The organism is Trinickia sp. HAY1-2D, assembly GCF_056754935.1.
This window is the reverse complement of the sequence record NZ_JBPGWX010000002.1, coordinates 1138634-1163450: the sequence shown is the minus strand read 5'-3', so window position 1 is coordinate 1163450 and position 24817 is coordinate 1138634. Positions and strand designations below refer to the sequence as shown.

Annotated in this window: 26 protein-coding genes and 1 tRNA gene; 11 read left to right on the top strand and 16 right to left on the bottom strand. The window is 62.3% G+C overall.

Going from position 1 to position 24817, the window contains the following annotated elements; translation table 11 throughout:
- Positions 1-73 precede the first annotated feature (73 nt).
- The 3 genes from ACR9ZC_RS12385 (at position 74) to ACR9ZC_RS12375 (ending at position 1852) form a co-directional block, all read left to right on the top strand.
- Positions 74-163 (top strand) — tRNA-Ser (locus ACR9ZC_RS12385).
- A gap of 560 nt (positions 164-723) precedes the next feature.
- Positions 724-1566: a class A beta-lactamase gene (bla, locus tag ACR9ZC_RS12380; RefSeq protein WP_481582656.1), complete on the top strand. Its 843-nt coding sequence runs from the start codon at positions 724-726 to the stop codon at positions 1564-1566.
- 73 nt (positions 1567-1639) lie between these two features.
- Positions 1640-1852, top strand: a complete 213-nt coding sequence (locus tag ACR9ZC_RS12375; RefSeq protein ID WP_481580498.1) for a hypothetical protein — start codon at positions 1640-1642, stop codon at positions 1850-1852.
- Positions 1853-1992: 140 nt separating this feature from the next.
- On the opposite strand, the gene ACR9ZC_RS12370 is transcribed toward ACR9ZC_RS12375, so the two are convergent.
- The 5 genes from ACR9ZC_RS12370 to ACR9ZC_RS12350 form a co-directional block, all read right to left on the bottom strand.
- On the bottom strand, positions 1993-2259 hold the full coding sequence (locus ACR9ZC_RS12370) for a hypothetical protein (protein ID WP_481580497.1): 267 nt from the start codon (positions 2257-2259) through the stop codon (positions 1993-1995).
- Positions 2260-2432: 173 nt separating this feature from the next.
- Positions 2433-3005: a hypothetical protein gene (locus tag ACR9ZC_RS12365; RefSeq protein WP_481580496.1), complete on the bottom strand. Its 573-nt coding sequence runs from the start codon at positions 3003-3005 to the stop codon at positions 2433-2435.
- Between the two features lie 225 nt (positions 3006-3230).
- Complete coding sequence (locus ACR9ZC_RS12360; protein ID WP_481580495.1) at positions 3231-3701, bottom strand: hypothetical protein; 471 nt, start codon at positions 3699-3701, stop codon at positions 3231-3233.
- Positions 3702-4155: 454 nt separating this feature from the next.
- Positions 4156-4437: a phage terminase small subunit P27 family gene (locus ACR9ZC_RS12355; RefSeq protein ID WP_481580494.1), complete on the bottom strand. Its 282-nt coding sequence runs from the start codon at positions 4435-4437 to the stop codon at positions 4156-4158.
- Positions 4416-5093 (bottom strand): hypothetical protein, encoded by a 678-nt coding sequence (locus tag ACR9ZC_RS12350; RefSeq protein WP_481580493.1) that lies wholly within the window; start codon positions 5091-5093, stop codon positions 4416-4418. The genes ACR9ZC_RS12355 and ACR9ZC_RS12350 overlap by 22 nt, the downstream gene beginning before the upstream one ends.
- Before the next feature lie 531 nt (positions 5094-5624).
- On the opposite strand from ACR9ZC_RS12350, the gene ACR9ZC_RS12345 reads away from it, so the two are divergent.
- The 3 genes from ACR9ZC_RS12345 (at position 5625) to ACR9ZC_RS12335 (ending at position 7266) form a co-directional block, all read left to right on the top strand.
- A complete protein-coding gene (locus ACR9ZC_RS12345; RefSeq protein ID WP_481580492.1) occupies positions 5625-6104 on the top strand; it encodes a DUF2778 domain-containing protein in 480 nt (159 codons plus the stop codon).
- The gene (locus ACR9ZC_RS12340; RefSeq protein WP_331573149.1) at positions 6101-6388 is read left to right on the top strand and encodes a hypothetical protein; all 288 of its coding nucleotides are present in this window, start codon (positions 6101-6103) and stop codon (positions 6386-6388) included. Before ACR9ZC_RS12345 ends, ACR9ZC_RS12340 begins: the two co-directional genes overlap by 4 nt.
- Before the next feature lie 539 nt (positions 6389-6927).
- The gene (locus ACR9ZC_RS12335; RefSeq protein ID WP_481580491.1) at positions 6928-7266 is read left to right on the top strand and encodes a YggL 50S ribosome-binding family protein; all 339 of its coding nucleotides are present in this window, start codon (positions 6928-6930) and stop codon (positions 7264-7266) included.
- A 47-nt stretch (positions 7267-7313) separates the two neighbouring features.
- Here ACR9ZC_RS12335 and ACR9ZC_RS12330 read toward each other — a convergent pair whose 3' ends face one another.
- The 3 genes from ACR9ZC_RS12330 to ACR9ZC_RS12320 all read right to left on the bottom strand — a co-directional run bounded on the left by ACR9ZC_RS12330 (position 7314) and on the right by ACR9ZC_RS12320 (position 10437).
- Positions 7314-8036 (bottom strand): hypothetical protein, encoded by a 723-nt coding sequence (locus tag ACR9ZC_RS12330; protein WP_481580490.1) that lies wholly within the window; start codon positions 8034-8036, stop codon positions 7314-7316.
- 180 nt (positions 8037-8216) lie between these two features.
- Positions 8217-9359: a branched-chain amino acid ABC transporter substrate-binding protein gene (locus ACR9ZC_RS12325; RefSeq protein ID WP_481580489.1), complete on the bottom strand. Its 1143-nt coding sequence runs from the start codon at positions 9357-9359 to the stop codon at positions 8217-8219.
- A gap of 310 nt (positions 9360-9669) precedes the next feature.
- A complete protein-coding gene (locus tag ACR9ZC_RS12320) occupies positions 9670-10437 on the bottom strand; it encodes a helix-turn-helix transcriptional regulator (RefSeq protein ID WP_481580488.1) in 768 nt (255 codons plus the stop codon).
- A gap of 324 nt (positions 10438-10761) precedes the next feature.
- Between ACR9ZC_RS12320 and ACR9ZC_RS12315 the strand changes: the two genes are divergently transcribed.
- The 4 genes from ACR9ZC_RS12315 (at position 10762) to ACR9ZC_RS12300 (ending at position 14361) form a co-directional block, all read left to right on the top strand.
- Positions 10762-11508 (top strand): hypothetical protein, encoded by a 747-nt coding sequence (locus tag ACR9ZC_RS12315; protein WP_481580487.1) that lies wholly within the window; start codon positions 10762-10764, stop codon positions 11506-11508.
- 11 nt (positions 11509-11519) lie between these two features.
- A complete protein-coding gene (locus tag ACR9ZC_RS12310; protein ID WP_481580486.1) occupies positions 11520-12110 on the top strand; it encodes a C39 family peptidase in 591 nt (196 codons plus the stop codon).
- A gap of 160 nt (positions 12111-12270) precedes the next feature.
- A complete protein-coding gene (locus ACR9ZC_RS12305) occupies positions 12271-12780 on the top strand; it encodes a TonB family protein (protein ID WP_331573139.1) in 510 nt (169 codons plus the stop codon).
- Positions 12781-13044: 264 nt separating this feature from the next.
- Positions 13045-14361, top strand: a complete 1317-nt coding sequence (locus ACR9ZC_RS12300; protein ID WP_481580485.1) for an MFS transporter — start codon at positions 13045-13047, stop codon at positions 14359-14361.
- A 50-nt stretch (positions 14362-14411) separates the two neighbouring features.
- Here ACR9ZC_RS12300 and opgC read toward each other — a convergent pair whose 3' ends face one another.
- Together opgC and ACR9ZC_RS12290 are read right to left on the bottom strand one after the other, a co-directional pair.
- Positions 14412-15557 carry an OpgC domain-containing protein gene (gene opgC / locus ACR9ZC_RS12295; RefSeq protein ID WP_481580484.1) on the bottom strand — a complete coding sequence of 382 codons (1146 nt, stop codon included), beginning with the start codon at positions 15555-15557 and terminating at the stop codon, positions 14412-14414.
- Positions 15558-15749: 192 nt separating this feature from the next.
- Positions 15750-15887 (bottom strand): hypothetical protein, encoded by a 138-nt coding sequence (locus tag ACR9ZC_RS12290; RefSeq protein WP_331573132.1) that lies wholly within the window; start codon positions 15885-15887, stop codon positions 15750-15752.
- 343 nt (positions 15888-16230) lie between these two features.
- On the opposite strand from ACR9ZC_RS12290, the gene ACR9ZC_RS12285 reads away from it, so the two are divergent.
- Positions 16231-17628, top strand: a complete 1398-nt coding sequence (locus tag ACR9ZC_RS12285) for a chloride channel protein (protein WP_481580483.1) — start codon at positions 16231-16233, stop codon at positions 17626-17628.
- 90 nt (positions 17629-17718) lie between these two features.
- Here the strand turns inward: ACR9ZC_RS12285 and minE are convergent, their stop codons facing one another.
- From minE to ACR9ZC_RS12255, 6 genes are all read right to left on the bottom strand, one after another.
- On the bottom strand, positions 17719-17973 hold the full coding sequence (gene minE, locus ACR9ZC_RS12280) for a cell division topological specificity factor MinE (protein WP_173257066.1): 255 nt from the start codon (positions 17971-17973) through the stop codon (positions 17719-17721).
- A gap of 12 nt (positions 17974-17985) precedes the next feature.
- Entirely contained in the window at positions 17986-18798 is an 813-nt protein-coding gene (minD, locus tag ACR9ZC_RS12275; RefSeq protein WP_331573128.1) for a septum site-determining protein MinD, read from the bottom strand.
- 62 nt (positions 18799-18860) lie between these two features.
- Positions 18861-19598, bottom strand: a complete 738-nt coding sequence (gene minC, locus ACR9ZC_RS12270) for a septum site-determining protein MinC (RefSeq protein ID WP_481580482.1) — start codon at positions 19596-19598, stop codon at positions 18861-18863.
- A 170-nt stretch (positions 19599-19768) separates the two neighbouring features.
- Positions 19769-20275, bottom strand: a complete 507-nt coding sequence (locus ACR9ZC_RS12265; RefSeq protein WP_440561234.1) for a GNAT family N-acetyltransferase — start codon at positions 20273-20275, stop codon at positions 19769-19771.
- Positions 20276-20478: 203 nt separating this feature from the next.
- Positions 20479-21831, bottom strand: a complete 1353-nt coding sequence (locus tag ACR9ZC_RS12260) for a DUF3999 domain-containing protein (protein ID WP_481580481.1) — start codon at positions 21829-21831, stop codon at positions 20479-20481.
- Positions 21828-24653 carry a DUF2339 domain-containing protein gene (locus ACR9ZC_RS12255; RefSeq protein WP_481580480.1) on the bottom strand — a complete coding sequence of 942 codons (2826 nt, stop codon included), beginning with the start codon at positions 24651-24653 and terminating at the stop codon, positions 21828-21830. Before ACR9ZC_RS12255 ends, ACR9ZC_RS12260 begins: the two co-directional genes overlap by 4 nt.
- Positions 24654-24817: the final 164 nt, after the last annotated feature.

The window sequence follows — 24817 nt, the reverse complement described above, 5'->3', positions numbered from 1 at the left end:
CGGGCTGCGCGGGATCCAGGGCGCCGTCGGCATTGCTGCAGGCCGACTGTTTCGCGGTACAATCGCTCCCCTCGGAGGGCTGGCAGAGCGGTTGAATGCACCGGTCTTGAAAACCGGCAAGGCTTTACGGCCTTCGTGGGTTCGAATCCCACGCCCTCCGCCAGAACATCAATGAATACGGGCCTCTCGGCCCGTTTTTCGTTTCTACCCGCCAAAGAACCCCCCAAACGCCAACAGTCCGCGCGAACGGCCTGAGTGCGCACCACTTCCCGCCTTCGTCTGGGCCGCCGCCCCGGCGGCCTGGGCGTCCTGACGCGTCTGTGAGGCATGGCACCCGGGCGACTATCTCGCCCGGTTCAATGCCGTCGATACGCCAAAGGCGGGCATGGCGTTTGGCACCATCAACCGTTCGCCCGTCACCGCCGCGTAGGTCGCATGCCGACGCACAACAGACAGTGGGCCTTCTCGACAGCGGACATCTGGCCGCTAAAGGCAACCATCGCTAAGAAGTTGGACATCGCGTAGATGCCCCGCATTGCGCAGTGCCGCTCCCCGCTCGGAGACGGGGAGCCAGAAGAAATTCTTCTGGCTCCCCTTTTATATCGTCGTTTGACGGGCTGCAGCCAAGCCGCCATAGTGGCGCCATCCGAAGGAGATGGAATGAAACGACGGACCTTTGCCAAAGCAGCGCTGAGTGCCGCGATAGTTACCAGCGCGTCTCGGGTGCTAGGCGCAGTTGGTGCAAACCCCTCGTGTGAACCGGCTGGAACATGCGTGAAAAGACGGCGGCTCGCCAACATTGAGGCAGAGTCAGGTGGTCGCTTGGGCTTCTTCGCCGTTGATACAGGTTCCGGACGAACGCTTGCCTATCGCGCTGATGAGCGGTTCCTTATGTGCAGCACCTTCAAAGGAATCCTAGCAGCACAGATTTTTGCGCGCGTCGATCGGGGCGAAGAACGGCTCGACCGTCAAATTGCCTATACGCAAAAAGATTTGATTTTAACCTCTCCTGTGACTCAGGCGAACGTTGCTCGCGGTGCGATGTCGATCGATGACCTCTGCCGGGCCATACTGGAAGAAAGCGACAACACCGCTGCCGTGCTACTGATGAGGAGCGCGGGGGGGCCCGAAGCCCTTACAGCATTCGTTCGCCGATTGGGGGATACCGTAACCCGCTCAGACCGGTATGAGCCGCAGGCAAACAGCTATAGCGGCTTGCTTGATACAACATCACCACGGGCTATCGTGACCCTAGCGAAGACGCTTCTGCTTGGCAATGCTCTCACCGCGGAATCGCGCGCCCGACTCGAACGGGGAATGATCAATTGCAAGCCAGGTCGCAGCCGTATTCGCGCGGTATTACCTCAAAGCTGGATCTGTGCGGACCGACCGGGAACCAGTGTTGGAGGGGAAACAAACGATTACGCGCTTGTGCGGCCAATCGGGCGACATCCATTGATCGTTGCGGCCTACTTTGATGCGCCAAGCCTTGCGATGGCGGAACGCGAGTCAGTTTTGCGAAAGGCGGGCGAAGCCTTTACGCAGTGGGCCATGGAGGTGGCGTGAGCGACGCATCGAAGGCGCTCGGAATATCCGCCTATTTTTTTCCGCGTCGCCGCAGGCCGCCCGCGACGCAAAGATGGTGGACGGCATCGCGACATTTGATGACGTGGTGCGCAGGCTCGCGCAGCGCATCGCCCAGGGAACGGCCGCCCCGAGCGCCGTCCGTTTGCACGCACCGCAGCGGCGCATCTGCGCTTTGAACGACCCACCCTCGAGCAAGGCCTCACGTACTGCGACGAGCGCCGCTGCTCGCCTGCGCGAAATCGAATTGCTAGACCACGAACACTAGGTAAACGTGAAGCGTCCACCCTTCATGCCGCACCTTATGTATAGAGTTGACACCGCACCTGCCGTGAGGAAACAGCGCTCGACCTGACCGGGCGTTATGAAGTCCGGTGTGTCAGGATGGCTCATGTTCGCTCGACTGGGTTACGGATAGACGGTGGCGATGTCTTTTCCGCCACAGCGCACGGGCACCGGGATGCCTTTAATGTCATGCTCGCGCAGCTCGGTATAGATCCGCGAGATCGATGTATCGAGCGCGTCGACTTCGACCCACACATCGCCAGCGTGTTTGCGCACTGCAATGCGCATCCGCACGCGCAGGTTCGTACCGACAAAATCTCCTAGCTGCACCATGCGCGATTCAGTACGGGTCACGCGCTGGTTGATCTCGTGCAACAGTTCCAGCTCCATGTTAGTTGACATTACATTTCTCCTATCCAGTGAGTTACTACAGTCGGGGCAGGCGCGCGCGCGTGACCTCGAAGACTTTGAACGAAACGTGCAGGCGGTCCCCGCGTGCTTGCTTTCCTGTCGAAAGTCTGCGTCGGGGGCTGCTTGGTGCGCGTGCGCTGGTGTGCGTGCTCCTATTTCCAGTCGAGGCCGGCAACGTCAAAAGTCATCTGCCGTTTCCCTTCCTGATAGAACTCAGCCTCAATCGTGACGTGATTCGCCTTCTTCAATTTCTTAACGAACTGAGCGGCTGGATCGAGAAAGAGGACATTGCTGGTGCCGTCGCTTGGCGGGACTGCGGAGTATCTGGTGACGGCTCCGCCGTCGAATTTCACATATACCCAGCAGCCGTCGATGAAGCACATAAACTGCCCTTTGCTGACGTCCAGCAAGACCTCTGTTCCCCTCCCAGATTTCCGGAGTCGGATCGACGGAGTGCTGCCACCCCCATAAGGAAACGCGAACTGTAGCTGCTCGTCGGCATTCGCCCATGCGTATTTCCGGACCGTCCCGCGCATCTCGTCACGCTGCTCGTCGTAGTGCCAATGGATGGGCACTTGCTCTGGAGTCGGCGCGACCTGCGCTGTGACCGGTGGTTGTGTCGACGCGGATGCGGCGGCGACATCTGTATGACTGGGCCTCACCAACTGTCCGATAACCATTAAGGCCAGTACGATCCCGAGAATCCAGCGAATTGCTTTGCTCATTCCGCCTTCCCCTCCATGCACCGCTGGCCGATACCAGTTCGAAGTCATTTCGCGTTACCGTCGCAGCTAGGGCAGATGACCGCCATGGGTCCGCGATGCCATATGGTCTAACCTGGGACGCAACAAGACGGTTGGAACCGGCGATTGAACGAAGTCCCTGCCCTCGCCGGAGAATTGCCAAGTGCACCTTTGGTCCGATTTGATCGCGGATATCGGTTTCAGTGGTTAATGCGGCTTAATACGATAGCTGACGTCGTTCAGGATGAGCTTTTCAACGTTTCCGTTCGAGTACGCGTATTCCCATTCATAGCGAAACGGAAACAGCTGCGAACCGTTGCCGGTTCGAATCTGCATCATGAAGCTCGTGTTGACCCGGACGTTCGTTCTCCCGTTGTTGAGACGAGTGGCGAAGATGTTGAACTTGGCGGAACGGGCCGTAATGCGGTCAGGAACACCGTTCACTGACCCTCGCCGGCCTTCCTCTGCGTCGGCGGGGGAGTAAGACACTCCGCTTATGGCGATCAGCCCACTCGCTTTTTCCAGCGTGGTGATGGGCAGGTTTCGGTCAGCAACACTGCCGACTATCGCAGGCCACACCGCATCGAATGCCGCGTCGTAGGTCCGGCTCTTTTCTACCCCCATCTGAATTGCATCTGTCCCAGGTGTGACGCAGCCGGCCAGTTCGGCTACAGCCAAAGCCGCGAGCCAACACACTATGATCCTTCTGCTAGTCATATGCCCCTCCCCGATGGGTTTAATTTGTGATTTCGATTGGACTCAATTTGTGAATAGCGGTCCGGTGCACATTCTCTCGCGCGCCGGCGATTTCCCCATGCAAATGGCAGACCATGTTGCGCAGATCGCGTGTACGCATGGCCGCTCGTCGCGATGATTGGCTGGAAATGCATGCGAAGGTCAGAAAAGTTTCGTTTATGAGACGCGAGTTGATCTCCGGGCATCTCATCACGCCTCGCCCGGGCGGGCGATTCGCAGGTTTCCGCACCATCATTGTTCGTTTGCGTCGTCTCGATGCATGACGTCTTGAGCTAATTCTTGCTGGGCACTCGCCTGTTCTGTTGCATAAGTGAGAACATCTGCGCCATGAAAGTGGTGACTGCTGGTCCGTTACGGTCGCTGGGTCAAGTCTTCCTCATAACTTCGCATACGGCCCGGGATCGTCTGGCTTCGTGACCGTGCAACGCGACCGGCTCGAGGGCGTCATGCCGAACTCGGCCAACATGCGCGTCATTTGATCGTATGCCCGATTTGCAATGCGTAAATAGGGCGATTTGACGGGATAACCCGCTGCGCCCTTGATGACGGCGCCATGCTTCACGACCTTGTCGCTCGCGTCTTTCCAGGTGACGAACGCCTCGCAATAGAGCGCCAGCGCGGTAGTATCGAGCGCGGTCAACAGGCCCGCCGCGCGCAATGGCTCGGCGATCGTCGGCCAGTGCTTGCGCGCATCGGATGACAGCCAGCCTGGAACTCACGGCTTCCGGCTGCCTGGACGGCCTTGTCTATCACCGGACTCAGAATGTCGCGGCGGCGAGTTTTGACTCGATGCGTTATGCCGGCGGAAATCGGCGCGTTCGCTGGAACTGACGGGGCGTCGTGGTCGGCATGCGCACTGCAACTTGCGTTGATCGCAGGCGAATCGGGCAGAAGGCCGGTGCCGGTCGATACAGGCGGCGGCCCATTCGACGACAGATTCGGTTCAGACGCGCTCGGCTCCGCTGGGGTGACCGATCGCCCCATCGTCCCGGCGAATAAACCGTCAAGTTCGCGCTGCTCGATGCCCACGCCGGGCGCACGCGCAACATAATCCGGCCACGCCTCGGAGTCGGCTCCGCTGGTCGGAGGGTTTTCCCAGAATGTGCGGGCCGCCGCAGAAACCGCGCCTGCAATATCGAGCTGAGTCCAGTCGCTCAGGGCGTCATGCGGGAAAGGTGCTCCGCTGAGCAAGCAACATGGCGTCCAAAGGCGGTCATCAAGCGCCCGTTGAATGAATTGGCTGACGCCCACCAGTGCCGTGAGGTATTGCTGATACCAGACGAGCGAGCGCGCGATTGGCGCGAACGTCTGCATTGAGCACGTATGGCGCGACAGCGTTGCCGAGATGGCGCGTAGCGAGCAAATAGATGGCGCGATTCAAGCTCACCAGTCCGGTCCGATCCGTTGCCGGCGCGTCGGTGCCGAACAGGGTACAAAGGTATTCGCACCGCTCGAAACAATCTTGGACAATTCGGTTAAATCGCCAATTCCCTTGCTGCATAAGGCTCACAAAGAAGAATCCAAAATCGAAATAGTCCGGAGTCGTTGCGAATAGTCCGGTTTAGTCGCGAAGTTTGGGGGGGGCGGTAGGTGGGTAGGCTGTTGGTGCGGTCACGCCCTGGCACTTGCCACTGTTTTCTCCGCCGAACTCATCGGAGCCCCGCTAGGCGGCATTTAGGCCATTCCGTATCACTCACGCGGGGCGCGATCGCCCGCGCTGCTCGTGTCTCATCTCGCTCAGCCGCGCGGCGGGCGCTATGTATCTGGGGCATAGGGACGTGAACGCGCCTCAGGATTTGATATGCTTTCGCCCACCAATAAAAAGACGATCGAGGGCACAAGTCAATGGCAGCGAACTGCACATTCGTTCTGAACGGCCAGCCTATCAGCAAGCTGACTTGCGATAGGCTCACCTTTCCAGCTTTCTCCGGCGACGTCGGACACGAGAATAGGGCCGCCGATACGGCATTGGCAAAGGCGGGACCGATTCCGAAGGGGCGCTACTACATCATCGCGCGGGAGAGCGGCGGGCGCCTTGGCTGGCTGTGGGATCCCATCAAGGACGAGTTCAGCAACTCACACCGCAATGAGTGGTTCTCGCTACACCCGGTGACACAGCCGATGGCCGATTGGGTCATCGTGAGTGGCGTACGCAGAAATAACTTCCGCCTCCATCCCGCGGGCCGTCAGCGTCTCAGTGAAGGCTGTATTACCCTCACGGACCAATCGCGTTTTAATCAGCTCCGTACCTACCTCCTCTCACTTCCGCCCAGCTATATTCCGGGCACAAAAGCGCGTTACTACGGCGTCGTGGAGGTGAAATGAAATATGTGCTGCGCACGGCGATGGTAGCGGCGTTGACATACCTGTACTTGAAGCTGATCTATAGCTGGCAGTGGGTCGACGATGTTCGCAAGAGCGCCGGCGGCCAAAAGGTCTACTTCTTCCTCGCGGACCTCTTCAATGTGCGCGGAGCCGATGAAGGGGAAACTCTGTTGCTGCTCTTCTATTTTTTTGTCTCGTTGGCGGCCGCATGCATCACTGTCTGGACGATCTACCGATTCATCGTCCGACCGTTACGCGAGGGGCGACGCCGAAAGGCTTCTTAGTCGCGGGTTCGCAAGCGAGCGGTAGGCTGTGGTTGCATGCCAGGCTGGTCGGTTTGCAGCCGACCAGTTCGGCGAGTTCGTTTCGCGTCAGGTAACGACTCATGATGTAGGGGAAGCGAATCCTTTTACCGCCGTATTTTGACGGAGAGTTCGAAACAGCGGCCTTTCGGCTCTCGGTCGAGTTGTATGCGATTCGCGTAGTTCCGGCGGATAAGCGAAGAGCGGGAAGACTTGCCCCCATCGGCGCTGCCACATCGCTGCGGCGGCGAATTTCGCGCCCCATTCGATGTGAGAACAGGCTTGCCGTATCGCGCGTTCGCCGCTGCCGCCGAAGCTCGAGCAGTGATGTGCTGCAAATTCGAAGGCGAGATAGCCTGGATGGCATCGAGCGCGTCCGCTTGTTGGTGCCAACGCCGTGCGAGATTTCCTCGATAGCACCAGATGTAAAATGCGTCTGGCCTAATGAACGATCGCCCCGGCGCCGGCTCAGAAACATGAGCCAATGCAATCGGGTGCTGGTACAACGAGGGAGAGAAGACTTGGCAAAACATCGTTCTCGACGACAACGAAAGAAACTCCGGATCGGCGAATTTCAGGAGCTTGGCTTTTCGGTGTCCGCCGAGCTCGCGTCGCCGCTGAACGCTCTTCAACGGGATACACTCATTGACGTCTTTCTTGAGAAATGCATCGAGCCCAACGGGATGCTCTTCGGCGGCGGTATCAACCGAGACTTGGAGGGCTACGTGGTGGCCAATTCGGCGCGCGGATCCGCAAATGAACAGCAGCGCGAGTGCGTTCGCGCTTGGCTAGCGGGACGGAGCGAATTCAGTGCGGTAACGGTTGGCCCGCTGGTGGATGCATGGTACGGCCACGACTGAAAAGGCGCGCCACCGCGTGCTGCAGATAATTGAACGGCCACGCCAGCTCATTGCTTGCGGAACAACGAGGGAGCGCCCGAAAACAAGCGCTGTTGATGCGGTCTCATCAAGGCACAAATTCGCCGCCACTCGATCGATGCTTGAGCTATCAAGCGCACTGCCCGGCCTCGGAGCGGTACAAAGTCGCGCGGGACGGCCTCGATTCCATCAAACAACGACGGCTGGCGCTGGGCCATCAGCTCAGCCCGGGCCACTCGAGACTTGAACACTCCCAACGTGATTACCAGATGCTCCACGAGCCTGTTGCAATCATTGTCGAAGTGGTCAAGGGCTCGCAGGTAGGCGACGGCTTCCGTAAATCGCTCCCCCAGATGGTTCTCGCGGGCGACACTCTCCTCTGCGCGCTCCAGCGCGATTTCCGGCTCGTAGTCGTCTGAAGCGGTCAAGCTCGAGGCGAGAAAGTTTGGAAGAAGTTCGCCGTCGTCGCCAGCTTGCTCGTGGTCCAGTTGCACTGCGAACCGCATTTTGCGATTGGCGAAGCGCCCGAATGCTTTGCGGAGCTTCGTCAGTATCGCTTGCTGAAAACTCTCGTCCTCCGGTTCGAACTCAACGCCCCCTTCTTCGTGGATGTCCAGAGCGGCCAGCCATGCCTCGCTTTTCAGATCGTCGACGGAGTGCTCGCCGCGGGTGCCATGGGCGAGGCGCCGCAGTTGCTCAAGCATCGGCGAGACCAGCCGCGCGAAGAAGGAGTCGTCCCGGTTTGCAGTCATGCGCGGATGCTAAAGCCGAATATATCATCAGACAATAGCCCTAAAGGGGCCAGTCGGTTTCTACATGACCTCGCAGTTTCGGCAATGGTGGGTACGTTGGTGGGTAGACGGCGCTAACCGCCTCTTATCCCTTGTCAGACATAGAACCAAAGCGGACACGCCCTGCGCCAGAACGCCCCCCTACTTCACCGCCACCCACCGCCCCTTGGCATCGAGGCTGGCATACGGTTCGAACTTGCCATCGCGCACCGTCACCGCCATGAACGGCGCCTTCGCTCGATCGCCCTTCTGATCGAACTCGATTTCGCCCGTCGCACCGTTGTAGCGCTTCAGCCTATGCAACGCCGCCGCGATGTCCTCCGGTTTGGTCGAGTTCGCGTTCTCGATGGCCTGTGCCGTAACCCCGATCGCGTCGTACTCGTAAACCGAATACGGACCGGGCGCGCGCTGGTAGGCAGCTTCGTACGCCTTCACAAAACCCCGTGCGCGGGACTGCGGGAACAACTGCGGTAACGGCGAGGTCGTCACGATCATCCCCTCCACCGCCGCCCCACCCTTTTCGATCAACGACGGGTCCGCGGTGCCGTTGCCCATGAAGTATCTGATCGACGGCGTCAGCTCGCGCCGGTTTTTCGCCAGCACGGCAGCATCGGTGTAATACCCCGTGAAGTACAGGACATCCGCCTTGGAATCGGTCGCCCCCTTGATCACGCTGCGATAATCCGGCTGTCCCGGTGTGATCGCACGGTCGTAGACCACCTCGACACCCGCTTGCTTGAGCGCCGCGATCGTGCTTTGCGCGAGCCCCTGCGAATACGTGGACCCGTCATTGAGGACCGCTGCGCGCGTCGCATGCAGTACGTCCCTCATGAACTGTGCGGCGAAGCCTCCCTGCGCGTCGGTTCGCCCTATCGTGCGAAAGACGTCGTTCCAACCGTGATCGGTGAGCTGCGGAAACGTAGAGGCATCCAGCACGTAGGGAATATGCCGGTCGTGCAACACGCGCAGCTCGGGCAGCGCAGCGCTCGAGCAATAACCGCCTGCGACGGCGACGACACCCGCCGCAACCAGCTGGGTCGCCGCCTTCGCCGCGCCGTCGGGATTGCAGGCATCGTCTTGCGGCACGAGTTCGAGCTTCCTGCCAAGTGCGCCGCCGGCGGCGTTGATCTGCTCGATGGCGAGCCTGCCGCCATCGACGATGTCGACACCCGCCCGCTCGTAGCTTCCGGACAGCGGCGCGGGCACACCGATCTTGATCGTTTCTTGCGCTTGCACGTCACGGGGCGCGAACGCGAACGGCAGTACGGTCCACACCGCGAGCATGACCGCCGCCATACGACGCGCAGCGACTGATGCAGACCGCGGCGCGCCAGTCTCGTGGAAAACACCCGGCTGGCTTCCATCCCTCATCTTGCGGCTCCTCCGTTACAGCAGGCGACCAGCGTCGCTGCGTAACGGAGATATCGGCTGCGCCGGGCAAAAGGTTCAACCGTTTATCAGCATGGAATCGTTTCCTCGGGAAAACGCTGACATCGGCCCCGTGTCGCTTCGGCTCGAACGGCGAACGCTCGTGCCGCGCGCGATGCCGGCCGCCGGCCAATGCGGGGCCCGATCGTCCCCGGGCAAACCGCGGCTATGCAAAACAAGGCGTGGAGGCCAACCGATCGACCTCGATCAATCCGAGCTTGACCGCCATCATCATTGCGGCGCTTCGCGAATGCACGTCCATTTTTCTTTTGATGTTATGGATGTGATAGTTGATCGTTGCCTGCGACCGATCCAGTATCTTTGAAATCTCCCACGTCGATTTTCCGAGTGCGAGCCATTTTAGGCACTCCGTTTCGCAGGGCGTCAGCTTCGGCACCGATGAACTCATTCCTTCACGCGCAAAGCGCAAGCCCGTCTCGTAAGCGATATCCCGAATCAATCCCAGTTTCGGCATATGCACCACCACGTCGCGCCTCGCTTCCTCCGATTTCCGGCTCGTGGCGAAGCACAACATACCCACTTCCTGCTTTGGCCCGTGAATCGGAAACGTCACGCCCCACCGCATGCCGAATCCACTCGCCTGTTCGTAAAGACTCTGCTCTTCGGGCTCGACAAAACGCTCGCTGCCCCAAACGAGCGGTGTGAGCTTCGACTGGCAATAGCGCACGATCGGGTCGATGCGCACGTAGTGCTTCTGTTCGTATATCTTTCGCCACACCGCCGAATGATTTCCGCGATAAAACGCATTTTCGAACGGCATGGTGTTTCTTATCGACAAAGCAAATATCGTGTATTCGAAATCATGCCGTCGGCCAATTTCAGATAGTTCATCGAACCAGGTGTCCGAATCCGCGGCATCAAGGAGCGCTGCACCCATTTCATATCGAAACATTTTTCCCTCGGCCTCATTCAAGTTCTAGATTCACAGAGACGAATCTCGCAACCCCGCCTGCCGAACGATACTGGATGGAAACTTGAAATTCAAACGAACTTGAGCCCATTAATCTTAGTATTTGAGAAAATCAGCGGCCGTCGCAAATTGTTCGTTATAAATCCACACCCAATCCACATAGTGGGTTTTCGGAGAAAATCGACCGGAAAAACGGCCGCAGACAATCTATGCGAATCGCTTCGAAACCTCTCAACCTCAGGGAGCCCGCTGGCCGATCGCACCGCTTCTTCCTAAGCTCCTATTCAGCCATGGCAGCGCCGTGCCTTAGACGAAGGAGCCGTCCCCATGCATTCATTCAGGCAGTCGCTCGGAATCTTGCTGGCAGTGGCGCTGATCGCCGCGTGCCCGGCACCCGTCGCGGCCAACGAGGGGAATGCCTCGTCGCCAGTCGATTTCACGCTCGCGCTCGGCACGCCGCAGCGCGATGCCGCCGAACGCTCGCTCGCCGCGTTGGCTGAACATGCGATGGACAACGACGATAGTCGCTCGCTGAGCCGCATTTTCTCGATGGATTCGCCGGGCGCCGTGCGCGATGCCGCGATCGGCTACGGCTTCGAGATTTATCTGATCGATGCGGCTTCGCTGCTTGCGGGCAACAGCATCGACAAGAGCCTGCGCCGTACCGGAGTCTGGCGATTCTTGGTGCTGATCGGCGACCGGCCAGTCGGCCTCGCGACGGTCGCGCGTGTGCGCGGCCAGTGGAAAACGGTGCAGATGGGCGGCGCGGGCCTCGCCGCAGACATCTCACGCGCCGTGAGCGACTATCTCCGCGACCCTTCGGCCCCACGACTGCGCTTCATACGCAGCGAGCAAGGGCTGGCGGATTTCATCGAAGTCATCGCGCACGGCGATCCGGCATACCTGCCGTTGCTGAGTGCGCAAGAACTCGCGTTTTCGTCGAGACCGGATTCCGCCGCGGGCGCGAGCCCTGTCGCCGCCACGAAACGCGAGGCGCTGAGCGAACACCGGATCATCGACGCGCTGCGTGCGAGTATCCGGCGCGGGATGAGCGATCCACGCTTCAGCCATTGAGGAGTTCCATCATGAAGATTGCTCCGGCGGCGTATCTCATCGCGAGCGCTGCGGCCTTCATAGCGCCGCAGATGGCAGCGCAGGCGGCAAGCGTTCAACTCGATGTTCCCCTCGCGCAGCAAATACACAGCGAGTGGTGTTGGAGCGCGGACGCGGACGCCGTGCTGGCTTACCGCGGCGTCACGACATCGCAATGCCGAATCGCCAACTGGGTCGACTCGGTCGGCTATGCATGCGGAGCCTATCCGTTTTATTGGAACGATCGAGCGAATTCCGGAAACTACCTGGCCGGTACGACCGGTATCGAAGGCATCCTTTGGTGGCTGGGGCGGCGCGCATCGCGCTATTACGGCAACCCGCTTTCCTATGGTGCGACGCGTTCGGCCGTTCAGCGCGGCAACCCTGTAATCGCGCTCTGGTCCTGGCCCGGCGGAGGCGGCCATTTCATCGTCATCGACGGTTTCGACGATGCTTCGCAAACGCTTTACTTCATGAACCCCTGGCCGGGCGAAGGTGCCGGTTATGGCGACTACGACTGGATGAGATATGGGCAGGGCGACATGGGGCTTCACACCTGGGTGGAGTCGCTGATCGCATACTAGATTCGATCACTTCGAAACGAACATCCGCTCAGTTCGCGCTCGTTCGCATGCGCACATAAAATCGCGCGAACCCGGATGCGCAATGGCGGCCGGTAGCCTACTCTTTTCTTATCCCGTTGCCCCCGCTCAGCCGAGCATCCATCGATAGCCGCACCTCGCCATGATCGCCATTTTTCGCCGCCTTCCCGCGCCGCGCGTCCGTGGGCATTGGCGCTTTCCAGCCTTGGGCGCGCTGGCTCTCGCGAGCGCCTGCACATTCACGCCGCCTCAGCGACCGTCCGCGCTGACGGCCCCGCCGCCGGCCGCTGTCAACAGTGCGACGCTCGATCAGTATCGCAAGCTGGTCGCCGAGCGTATCGTCGAGCGCAATCCGTCCTATGTGCAAAAACGCCCGCCGCAAGCGATGCTGCGCTCCCTCGTCGTCGTTGCGATGAAGGTCGATCGCGATGGCAAGCTGGTCTCGTCGTCGGTCTATCGCACCAACGGCGACGACGAAGCGGAAGCCACGGCGCTGGCCTCGCTACGCCGCGCCGCCCCGCTGCCACCGCCGCCGCCCAAGCTGCTCAACGCGCTCGGCCAACTCGAAATGTTCGAGGATTGGCTCTTCAACGACGACGGTAAGTTCCAACTGCGCACACTTGCCGCGCCGCAGGCCCAGGCGTTCGACTGAAGCGCTCGCACCGGGCATCCGGTGCGGCGCTCCCGCCCGGATGCGGTGGGAACCCCGGCGTGCATCCGCCGACGCCAAGGTCGGCGGACTCGCTATAATCCAGACCGCATTGCATCGCACCGCTGGCCGCGTCGCACCGCTTGGCGGCCAATGCGTCGAGCAACGCAGCGATTCCCGATCGATCCACAACAACGGACCCCGCCTGCGTTCGGCGCGGTTTCGCGCGCGGGCCTCGCATCGCGCGTCACGACCACGGAGACTCCTATGCCGGCTTCGCCGTCATCCCCCGCGATGGCTACCTCATCCGACGCGGACAACGCCACGAGCCGCTCGCGCATCGTATTCGCGAGTTTCATCGGTACTGCGATCGAGTTCTACGATTTCTATGTCTACGCCACCGCGGCCGCGCTGGTGATCGGCCCGGTATTCTTCCCGCACAGCTCGCCCACGGCTCAGGCGCTCTCGGCATTCGTCACGTTCGGCCTCGCTTTCATCGCGCGGCCGGTCGGCTCGCTGCTGTTCGGGCACTTCGGAGATCGCATCGGCCGCAAATCGACACTCGTTGCGTCGCTGCTCGTCATGGGCGTATCGACCACATTGATCGGTTTCGTGCCCGGCTACGATTCGATCGGCGGCCTTGCACCGGTGCTGCTCTGCATTCTGCGTCTCGGGCAGGGAATCGGTCTAGGCGGCGAATGGGGCGGCGCCGCGTTGCTCGCCACGGAGTACGCGCCGGCAGGTCGCCGCGGCTGGTTCGGCATGTTCCCGCAACTCGGACCGTCCGTCGGCTTTCTGGCATCGAACGGACTTTTCTTCGGATTGGCGCTCACGTTGTCGGACGAGCAGTTCCGCAGCTGGGGCTGGCGCGTGCCATTCCTGCTGAGCGCCGTGCTCGTCGCGCTCGGGCTTTACGTCCGGTTGAAAATCGCCGAGACCCCCGCCTTTCGCGCGGCAATCGAGCGCCGCGAGCGCGTACGCGTGCCGCTCGTCACGCTGTTCGCACGCCACGGCGGGCCAACGCTGCTCGGGGCGTTGGCGATGGTCGTCTGCTATACGCTCTTTTATATCTCCACAGTCTTCACGCTCTCGTACGGCGTCGGGACGCTGCATTTTTCACGGCAAAGCTTCCTCGGGCTGCTGTGCCTCGCCGTCGTTTTCATGGCGCTCGCGACGCCGCTCGCGGCATGGGCCAGCGACAGATTCGGCCGCCGGCCCGTGCTGATAGCGGGTATCGCGGCCGCCATCGCCTCGGGCTTTACGATGGCACCGCTCGTCGGAAGCGGATCGCCGCCGCTCGTCGCGCTCTTTCTAATCATCGAGCTGTTTCTGATGGGCATCACGTTTGCGCCGATGGGTGCGCTGTTGCCCGAGCTCTTTCCCACGAGCGTGCGTTACACCGGCGCAGGCGTGTCGTACAACCTCGGCGGGATTCTCGGCGCATCGGTCGCGCCGTATATCGCGCAGATGCTCGCGGCCCGCGGCGGCCTCGCGTGGGTCGGCGCTTATGTCTCGATCGCCGCCGCTGTCAGCCTCGTCGCCGTCCTCGCAATGCGCGAGACACGCGGTATTGCGCTGAACTGAGCGTTTCCTTTACGCACGGGGCGGGCCGCGCCGAGCCGCCGGCCCCGCTCCTACTCGCGCTCGCGGGAGCGGGCCGGAAGCCATGCCATCGCTGCCGGCACGCTGACCGGACGCTTGCGAGCCTTCAGCGCGCTTGCAGCGCGTCCGAGCGACACGAGCAGAACAACGGCTGACGCGTCACCGAGCAAACGGATCGGCCAGTCCGTCCAGATATCGCTCGTCTGCACACGTGCGAGCGCCAACGCCGCGTCGATCGACATCGAGACCACCGTTCCGCCCACGAAGCAGATGAGGCCTTGTTTGCCGATCGTCACCACGCTCGGCAAGCGATCGGCCAGCTTGCGCAACCATCCTAGCCGCACTGCTTGTGCGCACAGCCAGGCAATCGAGAGGAAGCTGACGATGCGAACGCTCGCGAGATTCTGTTTCATGAAGCCCGGCGACGGATGCGCATCGATGCAGAGCTTGACGAAGGCAAAGGTCAGGGCCACGACGAACGCGGCCCGCGTTACCCGTTTTCCCGTCACCGAGGCCAGCGTCTCGGCCGATACCGGGTGTGTCCGTGCGAGGATGCCGAACATGAACATCAGTTGCCAGGCAAACGGATTGAAAGGCCAACTCCCGTCGCCCGCCGCCGGCAGCAAAGCGCCGAGCCATGGCGCGACGAGCCAGAGGGCGAGACTGGACGTCAGCACGGCCGCCGGAGCGCGGCGCGTAAGCGGCACGATGAGCGGCACAACCAGCGCGAACAGCACATACATCGGCAATACGGCCGATAGATAAGGCTGACGGCGAAAGAGCGCAATGTCCGCCAGCGTCTGCAACGGATGGCGCGCGAAGACGGGCCAGCTCGTGTCGGCCATCGCCGCTTGCGCGCAGGGCACGCGGGTCAACAACGCACCGCCGACGAGCATCAGCGCCGCGGTCAGCAAGTAAGCTCGATAGATTTCTCCGGCCCGCTTGAAAAAGCGTCGGCGGGCACCGGTCTCGCCGTTGCTGGAAGCCACCGCGCCATAGGCCGCCGCGGAAGCATAACCGCCTAGAAATACGAATACTTCGGCGGCATCGCAATACGCGTAGCTATGCAGCATCGCGTGTTGCAATATCCCCCTCGAGATGTGATCGAGCGCGATGACGATCAACACCGCACCGCGCAAAAAATCCACTTCGACCGAACGCCCCGCAGTCCCACTCATTGGATCCCCTCGAACGAATCGGACGGCGGCAACCGGGCAATGCTATCGGCGCCCCGCCTCGACCCTCGTTTCCTGACGAACAAATGCGATGGACAACCTGTTCCCTCGTCCGTTCCTCGTCGAGCCGATGCCGTTCATGAAAAGCAGGGTTCGCGCCTGCGCGGGTTGTGCGCCGCGCAACGATGCGTGAATTCAACGATCGTAGTAACGGCCATGATAGCCGCCATGGTAGTAGCCGGGATAGTAACCTCCGGCCGGTACCACGACACATCCCGCCAATGTCGCGGCCAGCAGCGCCCCCGCGACCCAAGTCAGTATCGAGCGTTTCATTTCGTCTTCTCCCCTCAACCGCGTGCGTGCGGCGCATATCGAACATCGGAACGTCGAATCGTTGCGGCCGATTCGACGGATGAGTCGATTGGACAGCAGCGCGCGATGCCGCAGCGTTGCAATTTGTAAGCAGCCGATGCGGACGTATTACAGAACATCGGCATCGCGCGTCGAACACGGTGCGTACGCTGGCGACATGGGTGCCGCCGTGAACGAACGGGCACAGATTTAACAGGCTTGTAATGAGCGCAGCGCCCAATCCTGCAAGAACATCGCCTCGATTCTTGCGAGGCGTGACAGACGATGGCTCGCTATAATCGCCACTTTGGCCGCCCACTCCCCCATGCTCCGGACCAAGCTCGCCCGATCCCCCGATCTCGTCCGCTATGCGCGGCACCTATGGCGCCGCTATGGGATTTTCTGGCTCGGCGCGATTGCGGTCGGATTGCTCGCCGTTTTCTACGCGCGGCTGATCGACTGGGGCTACGGCGCCTTCCAGGCGATGCAGCATCGCCACGCATGGCTGCCGCTGATCGTCACGCCAGCCGTCGGCGCGGCGTGCGTCTGGGCCACGCGACGCTTTTTCCGAGGCGCGGAAGGCAGCGGCATCCCGCAGGTCATCGCCACGCTCGAAGAAGGCCCGTCCAGGCTCGGGCCGCGCATGCTCGGCATGCGCATTCTCGTCGGCAAAGTCGCTGTCTCCTTTCTCGCGATCCTCGGCGGTTTTACGATCGGACGAGAAGGGCCGACGGTGCAGGTTGGTGCAACGCTGATGTACAACCTGCGCCGTTTCTATCCGCGCTCGAATGCCCTCATCGAGCGTCAGCTCGTGCTCGCCGGTGCGGCCGCGGGCCTCTCCGCGGCCTTCAATACGCCACTGGCCGGCATCGTGTTCGCCATCGAGGAGTTGACGCGCAGCTTCGAAGCACGTGCGAGCGGCGTGCTGATCACGGCCATCATCGTGGCCGGCGTGATTGCGCTCGGCATGAATGGGAATTACACCTACTTCGGCACGATCCAGCTCGGCTCGCACTTCCCCGATCTGCTCGCGCTCGCCGTTGTCATCACCGCGCTCGTAACCGGGCTTGCAGGCGGTTTTTTTGCGTGGCTCCTGCTGCACACCTCGCGCTGGCAGCCCGCCGCGTTGCAGCGGTTGCATCGCGAGCAGCCGGTACTGTTCGGCGCGCTGTGCGGACTCGTGGTTGCGGTAGTGGGCATCGTCTCGGGCGGCACGACATTCGGCAGCGGCTACGCCGAGGCGCGCGGCCTGCTCGACGGACGCGAACAATTGTCGGCGTTTTATCCGTTCCTGAAGCTGATCTCGATGGTCGGCTCGTATTTGCCCGGCATACCGGGCGGCATCTTTGCGCCGTCGCTATCGATCGGTGCCGGCTTCGGCAACCTGCTGCACATGGTGTTCACGAACATGCAGTTGCCGATGTTGATTGCGCTCGCGATGGTGGGCTATCTGGCAGCGGTGACGCAGTCGCCGATTACGTCTTTCGTCATCGTGATGGAGATGATCAACGGCCATGCGCTCGTGATCTCGTTGATGGCAACCGCACTGATCTCCAGCCGCGTCTCGCGGCTCATTGCGCCGCCGCTCTACGAGTCGCTTTCACATCGTTATCTGACGCCGGCCGCACCACCCGCGGCCGCGCCCGAATCGCCCAAGACGCTCGAACCGCTTTTCGAAGACGAGGAGCCGCCGGCAAAGCCGGCTGACGAGCGAAGCAGTTGATCGACAACCGCGCGAAACCGGGGAAATGAGCAAGCCACGCAAGTTGCGCAGCGGCGACGGCGATGCGGACGTCGGACGCCCGCATCGCATTCAAGTCTGAGGAATTTCGATTTTGACTTCGAGGACTTCGAGATCGTCTTGCCGTTCGAGGCTCACGCGAATATCGTCGTCCGAAATTTTCACGTACTTCGAAATGACCGCGACGAGCTCACGCTGCAGCGCCGGCAGATAATCGGCCGGCGCGTGCCCACCGCCGCGTTCGTGAGCAATGATGAGTTGCAGCCGCTCTTTCGCGACCGCCGCGGACTTCTTCTTTTCGCCGAGCAAAAAGGAAAGGATCGACATGGCGTGCTCCGCTTACTTGCCGAAGAGGCGCTGCAAAAGCCCCGGCTTCTGATAATCGGTAAAGCGCAACGCCTTGTCCTCGCCCAGAAAGCGCGCAACGATATCCTTGTACGACTCGGCCACGTCGGTGCCGTCCATATGCACGGCCGGCAAGCCCTGGTTCGAGGCGTGCAGCACCGCCTCCGATTCGGGCACCACGCCGATCAGTTCGATACGCAGGATCTCCTGGATATCGGACAGAGAAAGCATTTCTCCTTCGCTCACACGCTTCGGGTTGTAGCGCGTGATGAGCAGATGTTCCTTGATCGGCTCCTTGCCCTCGATGGCGCGCTTCGTCTTCGAGGAAAGGATGCCGAGAATACGGTCGGAATCGCGCACCGACGACACTTCGGGATTCGTCACGACCAGCGCCTCATCGGCAAAATGCATGGCGAGCAACGCACCCGATTCGATACCGGCCGGAGAGTCGCAGACGATGTAGTCGAAGCCCATGCCGCTCAGATCGTTGATGACCTTCTCCACACCCTCGAGCGTGAGCGCATCCTTGTCGCGCGTTTGCGATGCGGGCAGGACGAAGAGGTTGTCGCACTTCTTGTCCTTGATGAGCGCCTGGTTGAGGTTCGACTCGCCCTGGATCACGTTGATGAAGTCGTACACGACGCGGCGCTCGCAGCCCATGATGAGGTCGAGATTGCGCAGCCCGACGTCGAAGTCGATTACGGCCGTCTTGAAGCCCCTCAGTGCGAGGCCCGACGCGAAGCTCGCGCTCGTCGTGGTCTTGCCCACGCCGCCCTTGCCCGAAGTCACCACAACGATTTTTGCCATTTCCCCTTACCCTGTGTTCGTCAATTGAGTCGATGAGGCTTGCGCGATGCGTATCGCGCATCTCACGTGAGCCGCAGCGGCTCGATGATCAGTCGTTCGTCGGCAAGCCGGATTTGCACCGACTTGCCCAATAATTCGGCCGGCAACGGGTTTTCCGACGTCCGATAGATGCCTGCGATCGAAATCAGTTCCGGTTCGAGACACGTGCAGAAAATCCGCGCGTCGTGATTGCCGTGGACGCCGGCGAGTGCGCGCCCGCGTAGCGGCGCGTAAATATGGATGTTGCCTTCGGCGATCACTTCCGCGCCGTAGCTCACGAGCCCGAGCACGATGAGGTCGCCCTTCGCATAGATTTGCTGCCCCGAGCGCAGCGGTTTATCGATGACCAGCGCCGACGCAGCGACCTGCGGCACCGGCGCAACGACGTCCGCGGGCTGCGGCGCGGCGGCGCTTGCGTGCTCGCCCTTCGGAGGCGCTGCGCGCCGGTCGCGCGCTTCGAGCAAAGGCAGCCCGCCGCGAGCGGCCCACTCGGTCTGATGCGGCGCGGCAACCACGCCGAGCGCGCGCATTCTGACTTCGCCCAGCAGTGCCGTCAGCTCGTCGACCGGCACGCGCTCGTTGTCGGCCAAGCGCCGTACATCGATGGCGACGACATCGCCCGCGAAGAATTCGGGAGTCGCCTCGAAGCGCCGCGTGAGCTCGCTCTTCAGCGCACCGAGGTCGGTCGTCTTGACGACGAACAAGAGCGTATCGACCGAGCCGCTGCGTAGTTCGAAGAATGGCGATTTATTCAGCGACATAGCATTGAGGCAAAAAATTTTGCGTATTTTACAGGGGTCCGCGCGTGCGGCGACGATTTTTCCGATATGAGGAATGGCTGCGGTGGCGGGAAGAGCCCGTCAGCGAACGGTGCGCAACCCGTCAGAGCCGATTCCGAACGAGATGACGCAGGAGGCAGGAGGGCGCGCACTCAGCGCTTGACGTGCCGCACCAGCAGCGTTTCCCACGCTTCCGGTTGACGTGGCATGCGTGCGTGGTCGCCCGTCGGCCCGAAGCCGAGGCGCTCGTAGAACCGCATCGCGTTGCGGTTGATGTCGGTCACCCACGCGTGGATTTCGTCGGCGCCGCGCTCGGCGAGCCATTCGCTCGCCGTATTGACCAGCAGCTCCCCACCGCGCAAATGGCGCACGGCCGGCGCGACCCATAGCGCGCAGACGAACGCCTTGTGCCCGTCGTCGAAGTAAGCGCCGATCAGCCCCGCCGGGTAACCTTCCGTGTAGAGAATGAAAGACGTGGAGGTGTCGGATCCGGCATGGCGGGCGGCGATCGCTTCGAACGTTTCGGTCTGTTCGTGGAGCGCCTCCTCCAGCGTCTGCCCAAACGCGTAGGGCGCTTCGCGTAATGCAGCGGTGCGCAATTCGCGCAGTGTTGGGCCCTGGTCGGCAGCAATACGGCGAACTGTCAGCGATGAACTCATGAATATCCGATGGGCGGAAGAAATGCTGGTGCGTAGCTTCGCCCTAACCGGCGAGCGAGTCAAATAGTCGTCGCGGGAAAGCACGCTGAGAGTCTTGCAAGACCCGGAACACGCGCATCTATAGCACGTAAGCACACTGAAAGAAAGCTCTCGCGTTGGCACTGCGAAACGTCAGGCGTGCCGATCGTCGGCACGGGCGAGCGTCACGACCGCGCCGTATCTTGCGGCCGCAAGAGGCGCCAAGCCATCGCGGCGAGCACGGCGACGGCCAATAGCAACGCGCCCCAGAGCACGTATCGGCGCGCTGAGTCCGCATTGCCGGCGGCTCGCCGCGCTTCATCCTCGTCGACCGGCAGCGGCGCGCCCAGGTGTGCCGGCTTGATACCCTCCCCGCCCTCGCCCCCCACGAGGATGTCGTCGCGCGGCTCGGCGGCCCCGGCAACGCGCGCATTGCCGACGCCAAGCGAGAACGGCCCAGCGCCGCGAGCGACGAACGTGAGCCGTGCCGGTTGCCAGCCCACTGCCGCGCTCGGCATGCCGTTGCCCAGTCCGCCGTTGCGCATGTCGACGACGATTCGCCATTGACCATCCGTATCCGGCGCGAATTCCAAAGGCGGATTGCGCGCTTCGCCGTGTTGCGCGACGCGAAAAAGCAGCGCGTGCGCAATCTCGCGCCACGGCACATCGCCGTTCGGGCGCGAGTAGACGGTGGCTTGCGCCACCGTATTCGGTTGCGGCACATCGATTCTGAGGCGGTCGACCGGGTAGGCGCCGCCCGTTTCGAACAGATATTCGCCCGCAGCTTTGCCCGCACGGGCGACGAGGCCCTCGCGCCATTGGCGGGCGCCATCGGATGGGCGGGCTTCATCGGGATAAAGCTCGACGTCGACCGATGCGATCTCCGGGCCGCCGCCAAGCCACCGAAGCCGCAAATAGCGCTCTCGCTGCCCGAGGTTATCGAGCGCGATGCGTTCCTGCGCAAGACGCTCGCCGTTGTGGTTGGCCTCGAGAATCGAGGCATCGGCCACCGCACGCCAGCTTTGCAGATCGGCGCTGGCATCGACATGCACGCGTCCTTGGTAGCTGTCCTCCCGCACATGGATGACAAGCGCGCCCACGTGCTGCGCGGCAGAACCGATATCGAGCAGGTCCGCATCGCGCGCGCCCGCGTTCGCCGCGGCCGTCGTGAGGCGCAATGTCCCATCCTGTGCGATGGATACGCCGGCCGTTGCGGCGGGCGCGTTCGCAGCGGCGGCCGGCAACGGAAACCAGTTGACCGGACGCAGCGTCGGCGCCTGATGGGCCACGGGCGCATCGAGCGAATAAGGCACGGGCTCGCCTGCGCCATTGAGCACACGCACGTCTCCGAGATCGGATCGACGGCTCGCGGCATACACGGCCGGTGGCACGGCAAGGGCGTAGTACGGCGCGCGCCCGTCGAGTTCGAGCGCAAAGCGATGCGTGAACGGCGTTGACGCAGCTTGCGCCGCAACCGGCAGCCCAATGGCGAACGCCGCGAGCACCGTCGCGCCGCAGCCTCCAACGAAACGCTTCACGTGAGGTTGCCTCCCGTTGTTCCGCGCTCCGAAACCTTCGGCGGCAGCGGCGAAAAGTAGCCGATCAACAGCAGCATCACGCCGATCCCGATGAACGACACGATGCGCTCGAGCCCCTGAACGTGCGACAAGTCGAACACGAACAGCTTCAAGACGGTCAAGGCGAGCAGGCCGGCCGCTACGAACCAGACCGCGCGTGCGCCCTTGTGCGTGGCCCAGATAGTCATGGCAAGCGCGCTCACCGCCCAGAGGATCGAGACGCAGGCTTGCGCCAACGTGGAGCGCGCCATTTCGCCGAGGCTGTATGGCAGACCGATCCAATGATGAAGCGCGCGCAACAACAACGCGTTGAGCCAGAGAAATCCCGTGGCCAGTGTCGCGTAAGCGAACACGCGGGACGGTAATGCAAAACCGAATGTCGACGCGCGCCGCAGCCATGCCGCCATCGCAACGAACACGAGCATCTGCGCGACATCGAGTGGATTGAGTAGCGGCAGCCACGGCAACGGCGCCGCGCTGCCATCGCTTTGCAAACTGGCCAGGGTCCATACCCAGAGCAGTGCGGCAAGCGGCCCGGCCGCCCACAGCTGATAGGCACGCGCGAATCGCCCGATGGGCCAACGCAAGCGTGTCCCGACGGTCGACACGAGTAAAACCGCCATCCCGACGCCGTATGCCCATGCGCTCCAGCTCCAGGCGCCCTCGGGCACGTACGTGCGCAAACGCCAATACGCTTGCTGGGCGAGCACACAGCAGAGCACCCAGAACATCACGGTATGCAGCGCATCCGCAGTCCGGCCAGGCGCATCGCTTTGCTCGCGCCACAACAGCAGATATCCGAACACGAATGCGGCCGGCCACGCAATCGCCCCGAGACCCGTGAGCGGCGCCTCGTTCAAGCCCAGCGCGGCGAGCGAAAGCCACGCCAATACCGGCGCGAGCGCCAGTGCGGGCCATCGCGCCGCGGGCCACGCAAGCACGCGGCGAAGCGCATGCGCGACCCAGGCTGTCAGCACGGCAAAGAGTATCGAGGCATCGATCGCGAAACGCTGTGGCGCCCCGACGGCATGCGTTTGCGCGTAGGCGGCGATCTCGTCCGCTCCGCCGCCGATCCACCAGACGAGCCCCCAGATCGCCGCCGCGAAGCCCAGTTGCCCGGTCCACGGACGCCACGCGCGCCCTTCGTCGCGCCCATGCAGTTGCCAACCGGTGAAAACGCCGCCCGCTGCAATCAGCAATGTCGCCAGATAGGCGCCGTTCAGCACCGGCGTGGCGGGTGAGCTCGCGAAAAGCTGACTCACGAAAAATGCCCCGGCTGCCGCGAGCTGCATGAGGAGCCCGAAAGCAAGCGGCAAGTAGCGCCGTTGACGCACGCCGAGCCAGGTGACGGCGGCGCCTTCGACCGCCCAGGCCGCGCTCGTCGTCGGTCCGCTGAACGCGAGGGGAATTGCAAGTGTGGCGAAGACGACGCCAATGGCCGCCGTGGACTGAAACAGCAACGCCAATCGCTCGCGCCGACGCGCGAGCCACGCGGCTACGATCAGGTAGAAAGCGCCCAGTGCCACCGCGCTCCAGGCAAGGCCGAATGGAATGTGCCTCATCAGCGCAGCCTGCAAACCGAGCGCGACGATGGGGGTGCCGAATACGAGTGTGCCGTCGACGTAATGCTGGATCGCGAGTTCGCGGCGCATCGCATAAAGCAGTGCGATACCGACGTACATCAGAAAGAAGAGGATCAGAAACGGCTCGGTGCTCGCGAGCAATTCAGGCCGGTACGACGTCACTCCCCAGACTGTGCCGATGGCGAAAGTGAACGTAAAGCCGAGTAAATTGAGTGGACGCCAGGCCTTGAACCAGGCGATGGCGAAGATACCGGCATCGAGCAGTGCGTAATAACTGAACAGAACGACGTGACTGCCGCCACCTGTCGAAATCAGCACCGGCGCCAGGAAGCCGCCCGCACTCGCGAGAAACGCAAGCGCGGGCGCGTCCTGGCGTACCGCCAGAAACACACCCAGGGCACAAATGACGACCATCAATGGGAAGGCCGCACTGGCGGGCAGCAGCCCGTACAGCTTGGTCGCCGCAAACACCGTCAGGTACAGCACACCGATACCGCCGCCTTGCAGCACGAGGCCATAAGCACCGCGCCGCGGGCCGATACGCCAGCCCAGTACGAGCAGCACGACGGCGCCGAGCGCGACACCCGCGAGGCGGAACTCGACTGGCAGCATCGCGTTGTCGGCCGCATATTTGAGCAGGAACGCCACGCCGAAAAAGAGGACGATGATGCCCACCCGCACCACCGTGTTACCGCCGACGAGCCAATCACGCGCCGACCGCACCGCTCGCTCGAAGACCGTCGGTGCAGTCGGTGCGGTCGGAACGGTCTGCTCGTTGCGCTCGCCGGGCATGGGCACGGACATCGCCGCGGTTCCGGGCTGAACTTCGCTTGCGTCGTCACGGGAGGCCGGCGGCGTGCCGGAATCGGAGGGCCCGACAGGCGCTACTGTCGTCTGCGCGATGGGAGACACCTGAGGGGGTTGCGCCTCGGGCGAATGCAGCCGCGCGAGTTCCTGCGTCAACGCGGCGACCTGACGTTCGAGCTGCTCGACGCGCGCAGCGAGCGTCGTCGAACCGTCGAGAGCCTTTTCCGCGCCCGCGTCAGCGGTTGTTTGCGCCGGCGATGCTCGGCGGAGCCACACGCCGAACATGAAGCCGGCCAGCGCTCCCACTATCGCCCCGCTCACATCCGAGGCACCGACAAGCCGCGCCATCGCCGAGCCGATCACCAGGCCCACCACCCCAAAGATCCAGCGCATGTGTTCCTCTTTTTGTCTTTTCATCGCAACGGCAACGGCAAGCGTGCGCAATGTGCGCGACGTGGGCAACGCGAGCGACGTCCGATATGGCAGGAGAACGATGTGTAGGCTATCACATGCATTTTCGCGTGCCCCCGATGGGGTGGCATACCTCGTTTGCGACA

Excerpts from the sequence above, each read along its gene's own strand:
- ACR9ZC_RS12375 (WP_481580498.1), top strand. The coding sequence starts at position 1,640 with ATGGTGGACGGCATCGCGACATTTGATGACGTGGTGCGCAGGCTCGCG.
- ACR9ZC_RS12370 (WP_481580497.1), bottom strand. The coding sequence starts at position 2,259 with ATGGAGCTGGAACTGTTGCACGAGATCAACCAGCGCGTGACCCGTACT.
- ACR9ZC_RS12365 (WP_481580496.1), bottom strand. The coding sequence starts at position 3,005 with ATGAGCAAAGCAATTCGCTGGATTCTCGGGATCGTACTGGCCTTAATG.
- ACR9ZC_RS12350 (WP_481580493.1), bottom strand. The coding sequence starts at position 5,093 with ATGCAGACGTTCGCGCCAATCGCGCGCTCGCTCGTCTGGTATCAGCAA.
- ACR9ZC_RS12345 (WP_481580492.1), top strand. The coding sequence starts at position 5,625 with ATGGCAGCGAACTGCACATTCGTTCTGAACGGCCAGCCTATCAGCAAG.
- ACR9ZC_RS12340 (WP_331573149.1), top strand. The coding sequence starts at position 6,101 with ATGAAATATGTGCTGCGCACGGCGATGGTAGCGGCGTTGACATACCTG.
- ACR9ZC_RS12330 (WP_481580490.1), bottom strand. The coding sequence starts at position 8,036 with ATGACTGCAAACCGGGACGACTCCTTCTTCGCGCGGCTGGTCTCGCCG.
- ACR9ZC_RS12325 (WP_481580489.1), bottom strand. The coding sequence starts at position 9,359 with ATGCTCGCGGTGTGGACCGTACTGCCGTTCGCGTTCGCGCCCCGTGAC.
- ACR9ZC_RS12315 (WP_481580487.1), top strand. The coding sequence starts at position 10,762 with ATGCATTCATTCAGGCAGTCGCTCGGAATCTTGCTGGCAGTGGCGCTG.
- ACR9ZC_RS12310 (WP_481580486.1), top strand. The coding sequence starts at position 11,520 with ATGAAGATTGCTCCGGCGGCGTATCTCATCGCGAGCGCTGCGGCCTTC.
- ACR9ZC_RS12305 (WP_331573139.1), top strand. The coding sequence starts at position 12,271 with ATGATCGCCATTTTTCGCCGCCTTCCCGCGCCGCGCGTCCGTGGGCAT.
- ACR9ZC_RS12300 (WP_481580485.1), top strand. The coding sequence starts at position 13,045 with ATGCCGGCTTCGCCGTCATCCCCCGCGATGGCTACCTCATCCGACGCG.
- opgC (WP_481580484.1), bottom strand. The coding sequence starts at position 15,557 with ATGAGTGGGACTGCGGGGCGTTCGGTCGAAGTGGATTTTTTGCGCGGT.
- ACR9ZC_RS12290 (WP_331573132.1), bottom strand. The coding sequence starts at position 15,887 with ATGAAACGCTCGATACTGACTTGGGTCGCGGGGGCGCTGCTGGCCGCG.
- ACR9ZC_RS12285 (WP_481580483.1), top strand. The coding sequence starts at position 16,231 with ATGCTCCGGACCAAGCTCGCCCGATCCCCCGATCTCGTCCGCTATGCG.
- minE (WP_173257066.1), bottom strand. The coding sequence starts at position 17,973 with ATGTCGATCCTTTCCTTTTTGCTCGGCGAAAAGAAGAAGTCCGCGGCG.
- minD (WP_331573128.1), bottom strand. The coding sequence starts at position 18,798 with ATGGCAAAAATCGTTGTGGTGACTTCGGGCAAGGGCGGCGTGGGCAAG.
- minC (WP_481580482.1), bottom strand. The coding sequence starts at position 19,598 with ATGTCGCTGAATAAATCGCCATTCTTCGAACTACGCAGCGGCTCGGTC.
- ACR9ZC_RS12265 (WP_440561234.1), bottom strand. The coding sequence starts at position 20,275 with ATGAGTTCATCGCTGACAGTTCGCCGTATTGCTGCCGACCAGGGCCCA.
- ACR9ZC_RS12255 (WP_481580480.1), bottom strand. The coding sequence starts at position 24,653 with ATGCGCTGGATCTTTGGGGTGGTGGGCCTGGTGATCGGCTCGGCGATG.